This window comes from Streptomyces sp. NPDC005393 (assembly GCF_040606675.1).
Taxonomy (GTDB): domain Bacteria; phylum Actinomycetota; class Actinomycetes; order Streptomycetales; family Streptomycetaceae; genus Streptomyces.
This window is the reverse complement of sequence record NZ_JBEXFG010000049.1, coordinates 26367-45148: the sequence shown is the minus strand read 5'-3', so window position 1 is coordinate 45148 and position 18782 is coordinate 26367. Positions and strand designations below refer to the sequence as shown.

18 protein-coding genes and 2 pseudogenes are annotated in these 18782 nt (G+C 71.8%); 12 read left to right on the top strand and 8 right to left on the bottom strand.

Annotated elements, in window-relative coordinates; all coding sequences use genetic code 11:
• Positions 1 to 33: 33 nt before the first annotated feature.
• Complete coding sequence (locus ABZS71_RS29565; protein WP_356214971.1) at positions 34 to 303, top strand: hypothetical protein; 270 nt, start codon at positions 34 to 36, stop codon at positions 301 to 303.
• Here the strand turns inward: ABZS71_RS29565 and ABZS71_RS29560 are convergent.
• A pseudogene (locus ABZS71_RS29560) lies at positions 222 to 692 on the bottom strand (ISAs1 family transposase); the annotation flags it as partial. The gene ABZS71_RS29565 and the pseudogene ABZS71_RS29560 sit on opposite strands and share 82 nt — an antisense overlap.
• A complete protein-coding gene (locus ABZS71_RS29555; protein WP_356214963.1) occupies positions 659 to 985 on the bottom strand; it encodes a transposase family protein in 327 nt (108 codons plus the stop codon). The gene ABZS71_RS29555 and the pseudogene ABZS71_RS29560, both read right to left, overlap by 34 nt.
• Before the next feature lie 535 nt (positions 986 to 1520).
• Between ABZS71_RS29555 and ABZS71_RS29550 the strand changes: the two genes are divergently transcribed.
• From ABZS71_RS29550 to ABZS71_RS29535, 4 genes are all read left to right on the top strand, one after another.
• A complete protein-coding gene (locus tag ABZS71_RS29550; RefSeq protein ID WP_356214961.1) occupies positions 1521 to 1760 on the top strand; it encodes an HNH endonuclease in 240 nt (79 codons plus the stop codon).
• A gap of 168 nt (positions 1761 to 1928) precedes the next feature.
• Positions 1929 to 3224, top strand: coding sequence for a 4-carboxymuconolactone decarboxylase (pcaC, locus tag ABZS71_RS29545; protein WP_356214959.1), 1296 nt, complete (start codon positions 1929 to 1931; stop codon positions 3222 to 3224).
• Between the two features lie 66 nt (positions 3225 to 3290).
• Positions 3291 to 3941: an MBL fold metallo-hydrolase gene (locus ABZS71_RS29540; protein ID WP_355853506.1), complete on the top strand. Its 651-nt coding sequence runs from the start codon at positions 3291 to 3293 to the stop codon at positions 3939 to 3941.
• A 51-nt stretch (positions 3942 to 3992) separates the two neighbouring features.
• The gene (locus ABZS71_RS29535) at positions 3993 to 4772 is read left to right on the top strand and encodes an exodeoxyribonuclease III (protein ID WP_355853509.1); all 780 of its coding nucleotides are present in this window, start codon (positions 3993 to 3995) and stop codon (positions 4770 to 4772) included.
• Positions 4773 to 4809: 37 nt separating this feature from the next.
• Here the strand turns inward: ABZS71_RS29535 and ABZS71_RS29530 are convergent.
• Positions 4810 to 5043, bottom strand: a pseudogene (locus tag ABZS71_RS29530) (SGNH/GDSL hydrolase family protein); the annotation flags it as partial.
• A gap of 299 nt (positions 5044 to 5342) precedes the next feature.
• Between ABZS71_RS29530 and ABZS71_RS29525 the strand changes: the two are divergent.
• From ABZS71_RS29525 to ABZS71_RS29505, 5 genes are all read left to right on the top strand, one after another.
• Positions 5343 to 5783 (top strand): DUF6278 family protein, encoded by a 441-nt coding sequence (locus ABZS71_RS29525; protein ID WP_355853512.1) that lies wholly within the window; start codon positions 5343 to 5345, stop codon positions 5781 to 5783.
• A 139-nt stretch (positions 5784 to 5922) separates the two neighbouring features.
• Positions 5923 to 6651, top strand: a complete 729-nt coding sequence (locus tag ABZS71_RS29520; RefSeq protein ID WP_355853597.1) for an amino acid ABC transporter ATP-binding protein — start codon at positions 5923 to 5925, stop codon at positions 6649 to 6651.
• Between the two features lie 17 nt (positions 6652 to 6668).
• A complete protein-coding gene (locus tag ABZS71_RS29515) occupies positions 6669 to 7607 on the top strand; it encodes a glutamate ABC transporter substrate-binding protein (RefSeq protein ID WP_355853515.1) in 939 nt (312 codons plus the stop codon).
• Between the two features lie 7 nt (positions 7608 to 7614).
• Positions 7615 to 8259, top strand: coding sequence for an amino acid ABC transporter permease (locus ABZS71_RS29510; RefSeq protein WP_355853518.1), 645 nt, complete (start codon positions 7615 to 7617; stop codon positions 8257 to 8259).
• Complete coding sequence (locus tag ABZS71_RS29505) at positions 8256 to 9125, top strand: amino acid ABC transporter permease (RefSeq protein WP_355853521.1); 870 nt, start codon at positions 8256 to 8258, stop codon at positions 9123 to 9125. The genes ABZS71_RS29510 and ABZS71_RS29505 overlap by 4 nt, the downstream gene beginning before the upstream one ends.
• Before the next feature lie 20 nt (positions 9126 to 9145).
• Here ABZS71_RS29505 and ABZS71_RS29500 read toward each other — a convergent pair whose 3' ends face one another.
• Both ABZS71_RS29500 and ABZS71_RS29495 read right to left on the bottom strand, forming a co-directional pair.
• A complete protein-coding gene (locus ABZS71_RS29500) occupies positions 9146 to 10756 on the bottom strand; it encodes an alpha/beta fold hydrolase (protein WP_356214956.1) in 1611 nt (536 codons plus the stop codon).
• A 227-nt stretch (positions 10757 to 10983) separates the two neighbouring features.
• On the bottom strand, positions 10984 to 11748 hold the full coding sequence (locus tag ABZS71_RS29495; RefSeq protein ID WP_355853527.1) for a hypothetical protein: 765 nt from the start codon (positions 11746 to 11748) through the stop codon (positions 10984 to 10986).
• Between the two features lie 406 nt (positions 11749 to 12154).
• Between ABZS71_RS29495 and ggt the strand changes: the two genes are divergently transcribed.
• Entirely contained in the window at positions 12155 to 13927 is a 1773-nt protein-coding gene (gene ggt / locus ABZS71_RS29490; protein WP_356214969.1) for a gamma-glutamyltransferase, read from the top strand.
• A 1-nt stretch (position 13928) separates the two neighbouring features.
• Here the strand turns inward: ggt and ABZS71_RS29485 are convergent, their stop codons facing one another.
• Genes ABZS71_RS29485 through ABZS71_RS29475 form a run of 3 tightly spaced genes read right to left on the bottom strand, consistent with a single transcriptional unit; the run spans position 13929 to position 16444 of the window.
• Positions 13929 to 14486, bottom strand: a complete 558-nt coding sequence (locus tag ABZS71_RS29485) for an isochorismatase family protein (protein WP_356214954.1) — start codon at positions 14484 to 14486, stop codon at positions 13929 to 13931.
• A 60-nt stretch (positions 14487 to 14546) separates the two neighbouring features.
• Complete coding sequence (locus ABZS71_RS29480) at positions 14547 to 15992, bottom strand: MFS transporter (protein WP_356214952.1); 1446 nt, start codon at positions 15990 to 15992, stop codon at positions 14547 to 14549.
• A complete protein-coding gene (locus tag ABZS71_RS29475) occupies positions 15989 to 16444 on the bottom strand; it encodes a MarR family transcriptional regulator (RefSeq protein WP_355853534.1) in 456 nt (151 codons plus the stop codon). Before ABZS71_RS29475 ends, ABZS71_RS29480 begins: the two co-directional genes overlap by 4 nt.
• Before the next feature lie 127 nt (positions 16445 to 16571).
• On the opposite strand from ABZS71_RS29475, the gene ABZS71_RS29470 reads away from it, so the two are divergent.
• A complete protein-coding gene (locus ABZS71_RS29470) occupies positions 16572 to 18194 on the top strand; it encodes a hypothetical protein (RefSeq protein ID WP_356214950.1) in 1623 nt (540 codons plus the stop codon).
• The last annotated feature ends 588 nt before the right edge of the window (positions 18195 to 18782 follow it).

Sequence of the window (18782 nt, the reverse complement as noted above, 5' to 3'; positions counted from 1 at the left end):
GTCCGCCGCCCGAAGGGCCGGTCCGAGCGGGCCCTGCACACGGACACGCAAACCACGAACAGCCTGATCAGAGGCATCCGTGCACTCGGCGAACGCGCCGCCGCCGAACTCAAGCAGCGCTGGCGGACCCTGCAGCACGTCACCATCAGCCCCAGCAGGATCGCCGACATCGCTCGCGCCGCCCTCGTCCTGGTGCGGCCCCGGTTGCGTTCGGCCTCCTCGTGGGCGGGTGGGGTGTTCTCCCAGTCCAGGCCGTCCAGGACGGTGAAGAGGGTGGGCTGGTTGCCGAGCACGGGGAAGTAGTAGAAGGCGCCGCGTTCGTGCAGGTAGGTGGCGTGGGAGCGCTGGCAGTGCAGGGCGTCGGCGGTGACGACGAGTCCGGCGATGGAGTCCGGGGTGTCCAGGACGGCCGGGAAGTGGGTGACCTCGCAGCCCTTGTCGCGCATCGCGCGCTGGGCGGCCACCGTGCCGGTCTCGGGGCGGAACACCGACAGCAGGTGCAGCTGCCTGCCTTCGGCGTCGATTGCGCCGCACACGGTCTTGCCGTCGGCGGCCAGCGATTTCACCCCGCTGTCCACGACATCGTCCAGTGGGTCGGCGGCGAGCCGTTCGGTGAAGGCGGTCAGGGCGTCATCCAGTGCGTCGCCGTCGATCCTGGTCAGGGTTCGGCCGAAGGTGGTGGCGGCCGGCACTCGGCCCGCTGCCCCGTCGGCCAGCCCCAGGGCGCTGAGCAGGGCGGGAGTGGCGCCGCGTGCCCAGCGCACGATCGCGGCGAGCGAGCGCCGCACATGACCGCCGCGGCGGTGACCGACAACAGGCCGGTGAACGAGTAGCGGCAGCCCTGCCTGCGGCGCGGATCGGGTACGAGCGTCAACGCGTCCAGCAGTGTCGTCACCTCCGCGGATCCGGCCAAAGTGTCCTGGTCAAGGGGGACTTCGAGGGCATCGAGGGTGCGGGCGAGTTCCTCGATCAGGCAGGATGGCATCCGGGCACGGTCCCTTCGACTCACGCGGCTTCGACTCCACGTGATCAACGAGGGCCGTGCCCTCCTGGGTCGGTACCGTCAACACCCAGCCGTGAACAGCGCCCTCATCCCGCGATCCGAGAACGCACGCACCCTGAGCCGAGGAGAGGCTCGCTCTGGGGGAGGCGTACACGGTGTCGGGCTACGTGCTGGCGCACGAGGCGGGCGACGCCTTCACGATCAAGCAACTTCGCCGACGCGCGTACCGGCTTACGGAGCTTCTCGGGCTCCGTCGCGTCAGGCTCTACGACGCACGCTCGTCGTGCTTCACCTTCCTGGCCAACGGTGTCCCGGACCATATCCTCGCGCGATGGGCCGGACATACGAACGCAAAGACGACCAAGCGGTGGTACGTCAAGCCGGATGTAGAAGATCTTCGCGGAGCCGCCACCACTTGGGATGACCTGCACGGGGGTGCGGCGGAGGGGCAAGATGAGCCACGCGGACCATCAGCCGAGCGACTTGCGAGCCGTATGGCCAGCAGGATTGGGGCGAGGTGGATTCGGAGTCCGCTTGCTGGTTTTGGACCGGTGGCTGTAACCCTGAGAGCATCCGGCTACGGCCAAGCCTTCTACCAAGCGTTCACCGTGTGGTGTTCAAGCTGCTGTTGGGCGGGATTCCGGAAGGTTTCCAGGTGAGTCACGCCGAGCCTCGTCCGTGCCACCACACTCGATGCTGCAACCCGAACCGCCTGGAGGCCGTGATCAAAGAGGAAAGCGTTGCTCGTAGCGACTGAAGGAGGGCACGCGCCCGGAGGGCCCACTGCCGACACGGCCACGAGTACATGCCGGAGAACGTATACCTGGGCTCTCGTCGGCAGGTCCGGCAGTGCCGGAGCGGGGCAAGGCCCGCTGGCTCCACCCCGGCGATGTGACATCTCGTGACAGATGAGAGGGTCAGGCGGGTGAGTGAGACACCGACGAACACCCTGCAATACCGCTTTGACGGGCGAGAGGACGCCCCGGTCCTGATCCTCGGTCCCTCACTGGGTACCACATGGCACATGTGGGACCGCCAGATACCCGAGCTGTCCCGCCACTGGCGCGTCCTCCGCTTCGACCTGCCCGGCCACGGCGGCTCGCCCGCCCACCCCGCCCCCTCCATCCCCGACCTCGCGGGGCGGCTGCTGGCCACCCTCGACCGGCTGGGCATCGACCGCTTCGGGTACGCGGGCTGCTCGATCGGCGCGGCCATCGGCGCCGAATTGGCCCTGCGACATCCCCTGAGAGTGGGCTCACTCGCGCTCGTCTCCGCCTCCCCGCGCTTCGGCACCGCCGATTCCTTCCGGCAGCGTGGCGTCGTCGTCCGCACCAACGGACTGGACCCGATCGCCCGCGCCACCCCCGAGCGCTGGTTCACCCCCGACTTCGCCGCCGCCCAGCCCGCCATCGTGGACTGGGCCGTTCAGATGGTCCGTACGACGGACCCCGGCTGCTACATCGCCGCCTGTGAGGCCCTCGCCGGCTTCGACATCCGCGCCGAGCTCGGCCGGATCGGCGTCCCCACCCTCGTACTGGCCGGCGCGGACGACCAGGTCACCCCGGCCGCCGACGCCCGCGTCCTGGTCGCCGGCATCCCCGACGCACGGCTCGCGCTCGTCCCAGGCACCTCCCATCTCGCGCCCGTGGAACAGCCGATGGCCGTCACCGATCTGCTGGTGCGCCACTTCTCCAGCTCCTGGCAGACCTCGGACCACCCGACCGGCATGACGGCGATCCCCGCGCCCTCCGTCAAGCCCGTGCTCACCACCGCACCGCCGGTCTCCCCGGTCGCCGAGATCGGCTACGCCATGCAGCCCGAGGCGCAGGTGGACGCCCGCTCCGACGCCTACGACCAGGGCATCAAGGTGCGCCGGGAGGTGCTCGGCGACGCCCATGTGGACCGCGCGGAGTCCCTGGCCGACGAGTTCACCGGCGACTTCCAGGACTTCATCACCCGCTATGCGTGGGGCGAGGTGTGGACCCGGCCCGCCATCGACCGGCGCACCCGCAGCGTGATCACCCTCACCGCCCTCGCCGCCCGCGGCCACCTCGACGAGCTCGCCTTCCACACCCGGGCCGCGCTGCGCAACGGCCTGACCCCCACCGAGATCAAGGAGGTGCTGCTGCACACCGGCGTCTACTGCGGGGTGCCCACCGCCAACTCGGCGTTCGCGGTGGCCCAGCGCATCATCCGTGAGGAGACCAGCCCCGAGGCGTAGCGCGGCGGGGCAGCGCGGCGAGGGGGTAGCGCGGTTTCGCGGCGGCGCGAGAGCACAATGATCCCCATGAAGCTCACCAAGAAGGGCCACGCCTGCGTCCGGCTGGAGAAGGACGGGCAGCTGCTCGTCATCGACCCCGGAGGCTTCAGCGAACAGGACGCCGCGGTCGGCGCGGACGCGATCCTGGTCACTCACGAGCATTTCGACCACTTCAACGAGGAGCGGCTGCGGACGGCGCTCGACGCCAGCCCCGCCGCCCACATCTGGACGCTCGCCGCCGTCGCCGACCAGATCTCGGCCGCGTTCCCCGGCCGGGTGCACACCGTGGGGGAGGGCGACACCTTCACCGCGGCGGGGTTCGACATCGAGGTGCACGGCCAGTTGCACGCCGTCATCCACCCCGACATCCCGCGGATCACCAACGTCGGCTACGTGGTGGACGGCGGCGCGGTCTTCCACCCCGGCGACGCGCTCACCGTGCCCGCGGACCGCCGGGTGGACACGCTGCTGCTGCCGGTGCACGCCCCCTGGAACAAGTTCGCCGAGATCCTCGACTACATCCGCGCCGTCCGCCCGCGCCGCGCGATCGACGTCCACGACGCCCTGCTGTCGGACCTCGCGCCCCTGGTCTACGGGCGCATGCTCGGCCCCGAGGGCCCGGGGACCGGCGGCGCCGAGCATGTGCGGCTGACGCCGGGCGAGAGCCTCACGCTGTGACGACCGGCCGGGCCGGAGTGGCTGTCGGACCCGGGAGGTAGGTTGGCCCCTATGCGCATCGCGACCTGGAACGTCAATTCGATCACTGCCCGGCTGCCCCGGCTGCTCGCCTGGCTGGAGAGCAGCGGTACGGACGTGTTGTGTGTCCAGGAGACCAAGTGCGCCGAGTCCGCCTTCCCCTACGAGCCGCTGCGCGAGCTCGGCTATGAGGCCGCGGTCAACGCCAACGGCAGGTGGAACGGGGTGGCCATGGTCTCCCGCGTGGGCCTCGACGACATCACTGTCGGTCTGCCCGGCGGCCCCGACTACGACGGCGCACAGGAGCCGCGCGCCATAGGCGCCACCTGCGGCCCCGTCCGCCTCTGGTCGGTCTATGTGCCCAACGGCCGGGAGATCGGCCACCCCCACTACGACTACAAGCTGCGCTGGCTGGAGGCCCTGCGCCGCGCCGTCGCCACCGACGCGGCCGCCTCCCGCCCCTTCGCCGTCCTCGGTGACTTCAATGTGGCCCCCACCGACGAGGACGTCTGGGACCGCACCGCCTTCGAGGGCCTCACCCATGTGACCGACCTGGAGCGCGAGGCGCTGGCCGCGCTGCGCGGGGAGGGGCTGTCGGACGTGGTGCCGCGGCCCCTGAAGTACGACCGTCCCTTCACCTACTGGGACTACCGGGAGCTGGGCTTCCCCAAGAACCGGGGCATGCGGATCGACCTGGTCTATGGCAATGAGGGGTTCGAGAAGGCGGTGAGCGACGCGTACGTCGACCGCGAGGAGCGCAAGGGCAAGGGCGCCTCCGACCATGCGCCGGTGGTCGTGGACCTGGAGGTGTGACCGCGCCCACGGGGGCGAGGCGCGGGCGGGGCCGGGGTCAACCCGTCAGCTTCCGCGGGTCGATCGACTCCGCCATCGCCTGCAACCCCGCGTCCCCCGGGTGCAGATCGTCACCGCTGTCGTACGCGGGCAGGATCCGCGACGGGTGCGCCGGATCCCGCACCACCGCGTCGAAGTCCAGTACCGCGTCGAACACTCCGCCGCCGTCCCGTACGAAGGCGTTGACCACACCGCGCCGCGCGTCCGCGTCCGCCGTGCACAGCGACTCGCCGCTGTTGTCGGAGAGCCGCTCCGCAGGGAGCGGCTGATGGGTGTTCGGATCGGCGTGCGACGGGGGAAAGAGCGGTGCGAACAAGACGAGGGAGACGCCTCCCGCGATGGTCCCGGCTGCCGTCCACCGTCTGCTGACGCGCATACGTGTCCCCTCTCGCAACCAACCCGACCGGCGATTCGACAGGTGCGGAAAGAACGTGGGGAGGCGGGTGGGTGGCGTCAAGACAATCATCGGGTCACGGCCCGTACCCGCGCGCCCTGTGGTGCGCCCGTGTCCTTGATGCGAGGCTGAGTGGTATGAACATCCCCTTCTTGGACAACTGGCGCAAGCGCCGTGGTCCGGCCTCCGGTACGGCCCTGATGAGCGCCCAAGAGGAGGATCCGCAGGGCGTGGCGGAGCTGCTCTCGGAGTGCGAACTGCTGCGCGCGCGGGCCGCCGCCGCGGGCATCGGACTCGATGACTCCGCGGCCTCCCTGGAGGCGCTGGACCAGCTGGTGCCGCGCTGGCGCGACGACCCGGACGAGCTGCCCTGGCTCGGCAACGACGCCGGTCTCTATCTGGGCACGGTCATCATCCGTACCGTCCCCGGCGCCGTCTGGCAGGTGTGGCCGAACGGCCGGCCCGTCGTCCGGCTCGGCTCCGGGCGGGAGCTCGATGTGGTGGAGGCGGGCCATCAGTGGGCGGCCGACGGCGCCCCCGGACTGTCCCAGCTCTACGCCGAGGTCGCCGAGACATAGCGAGACTCGCCCCACTCCTATCGGGGATTCTCCGCCCATCGGTGCGTGTCATCGGCGAAGTGCCGCTTTTGTCTGGATAGCTTGCGCTGACCGGGACAGCGGAAAGTGGGTGGGGCCGGGTATGGCCGTCGGTGAGCCGTTGATCGAGCTACGCGACGTCAACAAGTACTTCGGCACGCTGCACGTCCTGGAGGACATCGACCTCACCGTCGGCCGCGGTGAGGTGGTGGTGGTCATCGGCCCCTCCGGCGGCGGCAAGTCGACCCTGATCCGGACCATCAACCGCCTGGAGACCATCGAGTCCGGCTCCATCGCGTTCGACGGCAAGCCGCTGCCCCAGGAGGGCAAGGAGCTGGCGCGGCTGCGCGCCGAGGTCGGCATGGTCTTCCAGTCGTTCAACCTGTTCGCGCACCGGACCGTGCTGGACAACGTGATGCTCGCCCAGACGAAGGTCCGCAAGCGCGGGAAGCGGGACGCCGAGCGGCGCGCCCGCGAGCTTCTGGAGCGCGTCGGACTGGCCGACCAGGCGGACAAGTACCCCGGCCAGCTCTCCGGCGGCCAGCAGCAGCGCGTGGCCATCGCCCGCGCCCTGGCCATGGACCCCAAGGTGATGCTCTTCGACGAGCCGACCTCGGCACTCGACCCGGAGATGATCAACGAGGTACTGGAGGTGATGCGCCAACTCGCCCGGGACGGGATGACGATGGTCGTCGTCACCCATGAGATGGGCTTCGCCCGCTCCGCCGCGAACCGGGTGGTCTTCATGGCCGACGGCCGGATCGTCGAGGACCGTCCGCCGGAGGAGTTCTTCAAGGCGCCGGAGAGCGACCGCGCCCGGGACTTCCTCTCCAAGATCCTCAAGCACTGAGCCGGGTGGTGACGGACATGAGACCCATCCGCCGCGACCCCGGGCGCGTCCGCCGCGCGCTCGCCACCCTGGCGCTGGTCCTCGCGCTGCTGCCCGCCGCAGGCGGCTGCGGCAAGGAGGGCAGCCCGCCCGCCAAGGGGCCCAAGCCCGGGAAGCTCCCCTCCTACAAGGCGGCGACCACCTTCCGGCTGCCCTCCTCGCCCACCTGGCGGAGGGCCGAGCGCCGCGGCCATCTCACCGTCGGGGTCAAGGAGGACCAGCCCTATCTGGGCGAGAAGGACCCGGCCACCGGACGCTACTCCGGCTTCGACATCGAGATCGCGAAAATGATGGCGGCCTCCCTCGGCTTCAAGCCGAGCACCATCAGGTTCCGGACCATCGCGTCCGCCAACAGGGAGACCGCGCTCCAGAACGGCCAGATCGACTACTACGTCGGCACCTACACCATCAATCCGCTCCGCAAGCGGCAGGTCGGCTTCGCCGGTCCGTACTACCTGGCGGGCCAGTCGCTGCTGGTACGCACGGACGAGAAGGACATCCACGGCCCGCGGGACCTCGCGGGCAAGAGGGTGTGCTCGGTGGCCGGATCGACCCCGCTGCAGCGCATCGAGTCCGACTACCCCAAGGCCCACGCGGTCGCGTACGACACCTACTCGGTATGCGTCGACAATCTGCTCACCTTCCAGGTGGACGCGGTCACCACCGACAACGTCATCCTGCTCGGCTACGCGGCCAAGGCGCCCAAGGAGCTGAAGGTGGCGGGCAGGCCCTTCTCCAAGGAGCCGTACGGCATCGGCGTGCCCAAGCGCGACAACGCGCTGCGCTTCGCGCTGGACGATGCCATCCAGGCCCACGAGCGCAACGGCGACTGGAAGAAGGCGTACGACGCGACCCTCGGCCTGTCCGGCGTCCGCGCCCCCAAACCTCCCCCCATCGACCGCTACCGGACGGGCTGAGGACCCCATGGATGTGCTCACCAAGAACTTCTCGCTCTACGGCAAGGGCTTCCTCGGCACCGTCGAGCTGACCGTGTTCGCCTCGCTGCTCGCGCTCGTGCTCGGCGTCCTGATGGCCGCCTTCCGGGTGGCGCCGGTCGCCTCGCTCCGGGCCTTCGGCACCACCTGGGTGACGGTGCTCCGCAATACGCCGCTGACGCTGCTCTTCTTCGCGGTGATGCTCGGACTGCCGCGCTTCGGGCTCATGCTGCCGTTCACCACCTTCGCGGTGCTCGCGCTCGGCTGCTACACCTCGGCCTTCATCTGCGAGGCGGTGCGCTCGGGCATCAACACGGTGCCGGTCGGTCAGGGCGAGGCCGCGCGCAGCCTGGGCATGACCTTCGAGCAGACGCTGGGCGTGGTCGTCCTGCCGCAGGCGTTCCGCTCGGTCATCCCGCCGATCGGCTCGACGCTGATCGCGCTCGCCAAGAACTCGGCCATCGCCGGGTCGTTCAGCGTCACCGAGCTGCTCGGCACCTACAAACCGCTCAATGAGATGGGCTACAGCGTCATCTGGTCCTTCGTCTGGATCGCCGTCGGCTATCTGATCGTGACGCTGGCCATCAGCGCGATCTTCGCCGTTCTGGAGAGGCGCTGGGGAGTGCCACGATGACCGTCACCACGAAGACCGCCCTCTACGACGCCCCCGGGCCCCACACCCGCCGCCGCCACCGGGTCTACGGACTGGCCGCGTCGGCCGTGCTCCTGGCGCTGCTCGCCTGGATCGTCTATCTCCTCGTCGACACAGGCCAGTTCGCGTACCAGAAGTGGATGCCGTTCGAGTACAAGGGCATCCAGTTGCTGCTGCTGCGCGGACTCGTCAACACCCTCAAGGCGTTCGGCATCGCCGCGGTCCTCTCGCTCGCGCTCGGCGGAGTGCTCGCCGCCGGGCGGCTGTCCGACCACGGTCCGGTGCGCTGGCTGGCCACGCTGGTGGTGGAGTTCTTCCGCGCGATGCCCGTCCTGGTGATGATCTTCTTCATTTTCGTGGCGCTGAAGGTGCAGCCCCTGCCCGCCCTCGTCGCCGGACTCGCCCTCTACAACGGCTCGGTGCTCGCGGAGGTGTTCCGCGCGGGCGTGGGCGCGGTGGACCGCGGGCAGCGCGAGGCGGCGTACTCGCTGGGCATGCGCAAGACCCAGGTCATGGCGTATGTACTGGTGCCCCAGGGGTTGCGGGCCATGCTGCCGGCCATCATCAGCCAGCTGGTGGTGGCCCTGAAGGACACCTCGCTCGGCTTTCTCATCACCTATGAGGAGTTTCTGCACGCCGGAAAGCTGATCGCCTCCAATCTCGACTACGACCTGCCCTTCATCCCGGTGGTCATCGTGATCTCACCGGTCTACATCGGGATGTGCATGCTGCTGTCGTGGTTCGCCCACTGGGTCGCCAAGCGGGAGCGGCGCAGTGTGAAGACGGGTCAGGTGGAGGTCGCCCCACCCGAACCGGCCGCGCCCCTCCCGGGGGACACCCGCGGCTGACGGGCGGGCCGGTTCCAGCCTCAGCGCTTGCCGCCGAGCGGGATCGACAGATACGACGGGTCGGCGTCCGGGGAGGAGAAGGTGAGCCGGGCGCCGCCCGGATTGTGTTCGATGTAGAGCGGGTCGACCGTGTCGACGACCAGCGCGAGCCGGTGTCCGGCCGGGACGTCGTACGCCGTCGAGAAAAGCTCCAGATCCACGCCGAAGGGCGTGCCCGGGGTGCGGTCGTAGAAGGTGACGGGGGCGTTGGTGATGAGCTTCCCGATCCCCAGCGGGCCGACGTCGTAGAGGTAGGCGACCGCCGTACCGCTGGACTTGTCGCTGGTCACGGTGGTGTGCAGCCTGACGGTGCCGCGGATGCGCTGCTCCTGGGCGTAGCGCTCGGTCTGCCAGACGGCCGCGAACCAGCGCGGCAGCAGCGGGACCGAGACCAGCGGCGGGATCTTCAGAAACTGATCGAGGAGGCCGCTCAGGAGGACGGTCCCGCCATCGGCGCCGGAGTCGATGTTCGCGGTGATCCGCTGGGTCCCGTCGAGCGGGATCCGGCGCTCCCCTGAGGGCACGGCCGACCAGCTGGGGTAGCCCTCGTAGTCGTCGCCGTCCGCCGTACGGGACAGGAGCTGCACCGGCTGCTCGGTGTCGATGCCGTTGCGCTCGCCCTTGAGATAGCGGTCGAGCCAGCGCCGGGCGTGGGCCCAGGTGTCGTTCGGCAGGCCCAGCAGCCCGCCGAACTCGGCGGTGGCGTGGTCGCCGGGCCGCAGCTCCAGCCGCTTGGGGCCGGTCAGCTTGTCGTAGAAGGTGGCGGACTGATTGGCCGGGAAGACCGAGTCGCCCCAGGAGTTGCCCATCATGATGGCCGCGCCATTGGTGTTGATCTTGTCGAGGTAGGTGGCGGGTGACCGCTTCGTGCCCCAGGCGATGAAGTCCTTTTCCCTGGCCAGGTTGGAGCCGAGGAAGTCCTTGAGGGTCTGCTGGAATTCCTCGCTCGGCCGCCCGGTCACCGTCCCGGATGCGCCGAGCGCCGCGGCGGCCTGGGCGTGCTGGGTGCGGCCGCTGTAGATCGAGTCGGTCAGATCCGCCCAGCCGCTCATCGCGACAACGGCCTTGATCCGCTTGTCGAAACCGGCTGCGAGCAGGCTGATCCCGGCGCCGTACGAGAGCCCGGTGATGCCGATGTGGTCGGGGTCGGCGGCGGTGTGGGCGAGCGCCCAGTCGATGACCTTGGAGACGTCGGCGATGTCTTGCGGCCCGGCCGTCTCGATCCGTCCGCCGGACTGCCAGAAGCCGCGGGGGTTGTAACTGACCACGACATAGCCGGACTCGGCGAGCTTCCTGGCCTGGGCCAGATATTCGATCTGGGGCAGGCCCCAGCTGGTGGGCAGCACGACGAGAGGATGGCGGCGGGATCCGTCGGCGTCCGCCGGGGCGACGACATTGGCGGCCAGGGTGATGCCGCCGTCGCCGGGGATGTCGACGAAGCGCACGGAGGTGCCGGCGGTGGCGGTGGCGGCCGTCGGCGCGGGCGTCGCGGCCTGTACGGAGGGGGCGAGTCCGAAGGCCGCACCGGCGAGCACGGTCGCCGAGACGGTGGCGGCGGTCGTCGCACGCAAGGCTCTGCGGGCAGGGGTCACTGTCGCTCCTGAGGGGGAATGCCGTGGGGGGCTGGGAGCACCGGTACTGAGTGACCTGACGGTAACTCGGGTGTTTACCGTTGGTAATAGCGCGGTAAGTTACGCCTGGGTAACGATAAGGGCCGCTGTCGGCTGCCGGGGCCGGCCCGGCCTGGGGCGCTGCCCCGGGGCCGGACCCCACGCGGGTCCGGCCCCGTCGACTTTCCGGCGGCCGCTGACCTCTGACCTCAGTCGTCCTTGGCCGTCGTACGCAGCCGGGCGGTCGCGGAGGACGAGCCCGTGGCGGTGGTCGCGGGCTTGGTGACATCCGCGACCAGTTCGACCAGATCCGGCCCGTACGCCTGGGAGTTGACGACCTTCAGCAGCAGGCAGAAGGAGCCCTGCGCGCCGTACTTACGGGCGAACCGGGCGCGGTTGCGGACGAGATGGCGGATGGCGGCGCGATGGGTGACCGGGCGCTGGCCGGCGGCCAGGAAGACGGGGCGGCCGGCGTCGCCGGCCGTCAGCCGGGCCAGCAGCACATGCTCGACCGCGCCCGGATCCGGGCGGTAGTCCGTGCCGCCGATGGTGAAGGTGCCCCGGTCCGTCCCGGAGTCGTCGCCCGGGTCCACGGTGACGCCCGGCAGCAGATTCGCCATATGGGCGGCGAGCCGGCGGTGCGCGGTCGGGTCACCCACGCAGAACTCCGTCCGCGCGCCGAAGCCCTGCAGCCCGGTATCGTGCGGGGCGATCTCCGCGTGCGCTCCGCAGTGCTCCACGACGGAGGCTATCCCGAGCAGCGCCAGTGCGTCATGGCGCGGGATGCTCCAGTGCGCCGAGGTGCTGTCCCGGTGGGTGACCAGCACACATTCCGAGCCGTCCGGCAGACCGAAGAAGCGCTGCTCGCGGGCGCGCTTGCGGCGCTCGGCCGCCGAGTGGACGGCCCAGCCGGCGGCCAGGCCCACGATCAGGGCCGCCGCGGCGGCGATCAGGTCCTGCAGCGTGTCTGTCATGGCCGCGCATCGTAGCGGCCCAGTGCGCCGAAGGGCGCGGCGGTGTCGAAAGGGAGAGGGCGCGGAGGCCCCGAGGGCTGCGATCGATATGCGGCCACCGCCGCGCGAGGGGGCGAGCACGGTCGCCCGTCGGCGGGGGGTGCCCCCGCCGAAGGCAGGGGGAGGCTGAAGCGCCCCGGAGGCGAACCGAGCGTAACTCGCGTGCGCGTTCGCGCGTACGGATGAACGTACGTGCCCCTGTCGTGAGCATGAGGCGCACCGGTAGGCTCCGGCCCCTGTCGTTCGCTTGGAGGTACGGATGGGGCACGCCGCACGACCGGCCGCATCGTCAACCACGTCCACATCCACCGCGTCGGCCGCGTCGGCCGTACGGCGTCGGCTGCCCGCGCTCGCCGCCGCGGCCGGGATGGCCGCCGTGCTCGGCGTCGCCCCGGCCGGGGCGCAGAGCGGCTCATCGCGGCCCGCCACGCCCCCCAAGACCCCCGTGGCCGTCGGCTACGGCGGCGCGGTCTCCAGCGTGGACGCCAACGCCTCGGCGGCCGGGATCGACGTCCTGCGCCACGGTGGCAACGCGGTGGACGCGGCGGTCGCGACCGCCGCGTCGCTCGGGGTCACCGAGCCGTACTCGGCGGGCGTCGGCGGCGGCGGATACTTCGTCTACTACAACGCCAAGCAGCACAAGGTGTTCACGCTCGACGGCCGCGAGACCGCCCCCCGCAGCGCGGACAAGAACCTCTTCCTCGACAAGGACGGCAAGCCGCTGCCGTTCGCCGACGCCGTCACCAGCGGGCTCAGCATCGGCACCCCCGGCACCCCCGCCACCTGGGACGACGCCCTGGGCACCTGGGGCAGCCGGTCGCTGGCGCAGGTGCTGAAACCCGCCGAGCGGCTGGCCCGCGACGGCTTCACGGTCGACTCGACCTTCCGTCAGCAGACCGCCGACAACCAGGACCGCTTCAAGGACTTCCCGGCCACCGCGAAGCTGTTCCTGCCCGGCGGCCGGCTCCCGGTGGTCGGCTCCACCTTCACCAACCCCGATCTCGCCCGTACGTACGCGCTGCTGGCCAAGAAGGGCGTCGGCGCCGTCTACAAGGGCGAGCTCGGCCGTGACATCGTCTCGACCGTGCGCAATCCTCCCGTCGATCCGAAGGCGCAGCGCACCGTACGGGCCGGCGATCTGACGGCCAAGGACCTGCGGGCGTACGCGACCAAGCGGCAGGCCCCGACCCGTACCTCCTACCGGGGGCTGGACGTCTACGGTATGGCGCCCTCCTCCTCCGGCGGCACGACCGTCGCCGAGGCGCTCAACATCCTGGAGAAGACCGACCTCTCCCAGCTCAGCGAGCGTGACTATCTGCACCGCTATATCGAGGCCGCCCGGATCGCCTTCGCCGACCGGGGGCGGTGGGTCGGCGACCCCGCCGCCGAGGACGTGCCCACCAAAGGGCTCACCTCACAGCGGTTCGCCGACTCCCGCGCCTGCCTGATCAAGGACGACGCGGTGCTCAAGAGCCCCGTCGCGCCCGGCGACCCGACCCACCCGGCGGCGCCGGGGACGTGCGACACGAACGGCCACGCCGCCCCGACGACGTACGAGGGTGAGAACACCACCCATCTCACGGTCGCCGACAAGTGGGGCAATGTCGTCGCCTACACCCTCACCATCGAGCAGACCGGCGGCAGCGGTATCACCGTCCCCGGCCGGGGCTTTCTGCTCAACAACGAGCTGACCGACTTCTCCTTCGCCCCCGCCGACCCCGCCGTCCACGACCCGAATCTGCCGGGCCCGGGGAAGCGGCCGCGCTCGTCCATGTCGCCGACGATCGTGCTCGACGGACGTCAGCCGGTCCTGGCGCTGGGATCGCCGGGCGGCGCGACCATCATCACGACCGTGCTGCAGACCCTTCTGAACCACCTCGACCGGGGCATGCCGCTGGTCGACGCGATCGCCGCGCCACGCGCCAGCCAGCGCAACGCCGCCCAGACGGAGCTGGAACCGGGGCTGTGGAACGGCCCGGAGCGCGCGCGGCTGGAGGCGCTCGGTCACTCCTTCAAGCAGAACCCCGAGATCGGGGCCGCCACGGGTGTGCAGCGGCTGTCCGGCGGACGGTGGCTGGCCGCGGCCGAGAAGGTGCGGCGGGGCGGCGGCTCGGCGATGGTGGTCAGCCCGACGGGCTGACTCAGCCCAGCAGGGCGAGGATCGCGTCGGTCGAGTCGCTCTCCCCGAGCCGCGGGAAGATCTTCTCGACGCTGTTGCGGTGCGCCTCGGCGTCGATGTCGGTCATGGCGTCGGTCGCGAGGGTCACGTGATAGCCGTGCTCGTACGCGGAGCGGGCCGTCGACTCCACGCCGATGCTGGTCGCGATGGTGCCGAGCACGACCTGCGTCACCCCGCGGCGGCGCAGCTGGAGGTCGAGGTCCGTGCCGTGGAAGGCGCCCCAGGTGTGCTTGGTGACCACGATGTCGCCTTCCTCGCGGCCGAGTTCGGGCGCGAGGTCGGCGAAGTCGGCCGGGTACTGCCCGCCGCCGCCGTTCGGCTGCGCGTCGGTACGCCCCGGGGCGCCGGCGACCACACGGACCAGGACGACCGGCAGCCCGCGCTTGCGGAAGGCGGCGGCCAGCCGGGCGCCGTTCTCCACGACCTCGGCGGTGGGGTGGGCGGTGGGCAGGCCGGTGATGCCCTTCTGGAGGTCGACGAGGACGAGCGCGGTGTTCGGGTCGAGCGTGGTGGCGGGCACGGTGTCTCCTGAGGTGTCGAGGTCGCTGTCGTGGTGTGCGGTGATCGCGGTGAGAGATGGTCAGGTGAGGGCGGCCGAGCGGGTGCGCAGGGCGCGGTCGGTGGCGGTCAGGACCAGTACCGCCAGGCTGAGCGCACCCGCCACCAGGGCGATGCCGTGCAGCCCGGCGGCGGTCGCCCGCTGCCCGTAGAACAGCCCGATCAGCCCGGCGGCGGTGATCGCGCCGAGATACTGCGAGGTGCGCTGCAGCCCGGCCGCCGCGCCCACGCTCTCGCGCGGCGCCTGGGTGTAGACGGCGGCCTGGTTGCCGGTCGAGAACAGGCCCTGCGGCAGCCCGAAGAGCACCGCGGCCAGCAGCAGCCCGGCGAGCGGGGTGGCGTCGTCCGCGAGCAGCAGGAGCGCGCTGCCCGCGGCCAGGAGTACGGCCGCGAGGACGAGGGGCGCGTAGATGCCCTTCGTACGGGCGGCGAGCAGTGAGCACACGGCGGCCGCGGCCGACATCGGCAGCATGATCAGCCCGGCGTGGGAGGGGGAGTAGCCGTGGCCTTCCTCCAGCCACTGTGCGTACCCGTACATCACCATGTAGATGATCAGATAAGCCGCGCCGTGGCGCAGGTAGGTGACGGTCAGGGCGCGGTTGCGGGCGAGCATCCGCAGATCGATGAAGGGGCGGGCGCGGCGCAGCTGCCACCAGGTCAGCGCGGCAGCGAGGACGAGGACGGCGGGAAGCAGCGCCCAGTTCGGCCGCTCCAGATTCATCAGGAAGATCATCGCGGTGGTGAGGGTCGCGCTGAACAGCAGCACCCCGAGCGGGTCGAGCATCCCGCGCGCCGTCCGCTCCCGCGCGCCGTCCGCGGGCGTCAGCCGGGTCTTGGGCAGCCACAGGAGCGCGAGGACGGTGCCGATCAGGGCGAGCGGCACATTGACGGCGAAGATCGCTCGCCAGCCGACCGTCGCGGTGAGCAGCCCGCCGAGCACCGGGCCGACCGCCGCGCTGCCGAGGGAGGCGAGCGAGAGCCGCCCGAGGACGGTACGCGGGGTCTCCTGGCCCGTGGCGGCCGACTGGGCGCGCAGCAGCGCCATAGCCGCCGGATACGCGGCGGACGTCCCGACGCCCAGCAGTACGCGCGAGCCGATCAGCCACCCGAAGCCGGGCGCGAGCGCGCCCACCAGCCCGGCGGCGCCGACGAGAAGCAGCCCGCACAGGAAGATCCGCCGCGGGCCGAGCAGATCGGCGAGCCGGCCCATGGCCGGCTGCCCGACGGCGCTGGCGAGGTAGAGCGAGGCGACGAGCCAGGCGGTCTGGGCGGCGCCGACGCCGAAGTCGTGGCCGATGGCCACCAGACCGGTGGCGATCATCGTGGAGTTGACCGGGTTGAGGACCGAACCGATCAGGAGCGGGGCCATCAAGCGGGGGCCGAAGGCGTCGACGTCCGCGGTTGCCGTGGCCGTTATGGCCTCCGTGGGCGGTGGCCCCGCCGCTTCCGTCCGTCCGGTTTCCGTCATTCCTCCACCAGCCGCTTCAGTAGTTCGGTGGCCTCGGCGAGGGTGCGGCGCTCATCGGCGTCGAGGCGGGTGGCGATGGCGTCGAGGAGCCAGCTCTGCTTGGCCTGCCGTACGGAGGCGATCGCCCGCCGCCCCTCCTCGGTGAGCGAGAAGACGACCTGCCGTCCGTCGGTGGGGTGCGGGGCCCGCTCGACCAGCCCCTGCTCCTCCAGCGCGGCCAGGCTCATGCGCATCGACTGCGGCCGGACGAGCTCGGCGCGGGCCAGGGCCGCCGTGGTGGCCGGGCCGCCGGTGTAGAGCCGACTGGCCACACTGCGCTGGGAGGGGGTGAGCTCACCCTGCGGCGAGGCCGCCCGCATACGCCGCAGCAGCTGGCCGACGACCGCGGAGAGATCGACGGCGATGTGCTCCTCTTCCCGGTTCGCCTCGTCCCGGTCATGGTGCTTCCCCATGCCGCCACCGTAGGATATCGACAGGTAAACTTGCAAGTTTGTCTGCTGTGTGCGCAGCAGGAAAAGCGTCCGTAGCGCGTTCGTAACCGGATCCGTAACACACCGGGTGTCGAATGCGAGGGTGGTGATGGCAGGTGAGCAACTCCCTGAGGCGGTAGAGGAGTTCGCGGGATATCTGCGCGCCATGACGAGACGGCTGGACCCGGGGGCGGGCTGGTACGGCGTCTTCGCGCAGCGCGACCCCGACGGTCTGCAAGCCTGTCTGGACGGCCACGAAGTCCCGCCCTGGGACGTCGTCCAGGCCCTCCTCCAGGACCTCTCCGCACAGGGCGGCCCCGAGGTCGCCCAGGAGGCCGCGGCCCGCGCGGCCGCCCTCTACCGCGCCTCCGTCGCGGCCCACGACGCCGGGCCCGGCGCCCGCGAGGCGCTCCGGGACCGCCTCGACGCGATGCTCCGCGAACAGCGTTACGCCGCGGCGCGCGAACGCGACCTGGAGACGGCCGCACGGTTCGCCGACGACGCGGCCGACCGCGAATCCCTCACCGCGGACCTCGCCTGGGCCCACGACGACCGCCAACGCGCGACGGCCCGCTGCGAAGAGCTCCGCGCCCGCCTGGAAGCCCTCCCGCACTCCGGCCGCCCCTCTCCGGCCCCGGAAGGCTGGTTCCGCGACGCCCCGAGGCCCGCGCCGGCGGGGACGCCGCGCGGGGCGCGGTTCGAGGTCGGTCCCGGCAATACGTCCGGCGCGGCCGGTGACCCGCCGGATGCGGCTTCCGGGCGCTCCGGCCCGCACGACGTGCGGTTCGGCGGGGCGCCTGGCGAGGCCCGGCCCCGGGGCGGTGGCCCGGACGGGCCCGCCGGGTCCGTGGGCGCGCCCACCGAGGCCGATGCGCAGGCTCCGGACCAGCCCGCCGCCGTCGCGGCCCCGGCGCCGCGCTCGATGCCACGCGGGGCGCGGTTCGCGGGGGTGGAGGAGGTGGCCGCGCTACCGCGACCCCGTGGGGCGCGATTCGCCGGGGCCGAGGCCGGGGACAGCGGTGAGGCCGTGGCCCCGCCGCCGGCGCTTGGGGCCGAGGCCTCGGCGACACCCCGCGGCGCCCGGTTCGCCGGGGCGTACGGCGGCGGGGACGGCCCCAAGCGCCGCAAGCGCGGCGACACGGCGGAGGAGGACGGGCAGCGGCTCGCCCGCGACGCGGCGGCGCGGGCCGAGGCCCGGCGTGCCGCCGAGGAGGCCGTCGCGCGGCTCGGACGGCTGCGGGCGGCGGGCCGCAGCGGCGAGGCGCATGTCGTGCTGTGCGAGACGGCCGCCTGGCCCGCCTCACGGCTGCCGGTGCTCGCGGCGGAGCTGGAGCGGGCCGGGCTCGGGGCCGATCTGTCCACGCTGCTGTGGGAGATGGCGTGTCTGCCGCCCGCGCCGCTCGCCGCCGCCGCCGAGGCACTCGTCGCGGCGGACCGCGCGGCGGACGGCGAACGGCTGCTGCGGCAGAGCGTCGCGCGGCCCGTCCCCGAGGTGGCCCACACCGCGCTCGCGCTGCTCGCGGCGGACGCCGCCGACGAGGCGGCGTTCCTGCTGGGGGCGCTCGTACGGGCCCGTACGCCCGACGAAACGGCCCAAGCGGCCGCCGAGGACCCGGCCACCCTGGTGCCGCTGCTGCTGGATGTCGCGCGCGGGGTGTCCTCCGGCAGCCACCACGATCTCGCCCATGCCCTGCGCGTCGCGGGCCTGCCGGGCGTTCCCGGCGTGGCGTGACGTGTTTGTGGCCCGGCCCGGTTGTGGCGTGACCCGGTTGTGGCCCGACCGGCAGAAGGCGGCAGCCGGGGCGTGTGGCCGAGTGCGGGTTTCGTCTCGCGCCTTCGGCGCCTGGAGCATCGGGCGGGGTGGGGGCGGGGCGCGGGCCGCGTCGCCGACTGACGGGCAGTCGGGACGGAAGGCCGTATGCGGGCTCGGTGGCACGGGGGGTGCGGCTCGCTGCCGTCCGGCGGGTACCTCCTAAAAAACGCTTGATCTGGTGCAAGTACTACATCAATCGATTTCCAGGAGGTACCCCGGCCCGGCGGCGATACGAGACGAGACCCGCGCTCGCCGACCGGCCCCGGCATCGGCGGCGGGTTGCGACCGCCGTCCGCCCCAGCGAACCGGTGGCCGGCGACGGCGCGGAGGGGCCCCTACCCGCCCCATGCTCCAGGCGCCCAAGGCGCGACACGATGCCCGCGCTCGCTCACCGGGGCACGCCCCAGCGGCGCACAGACCACGTCCGCCCCAGCAAAGCGGTGGCCGGCGACGGCGCGGAGGGGCCGCTACCCGTCCCGTGCTCCCATCGCCGAAGGCGTGACACGA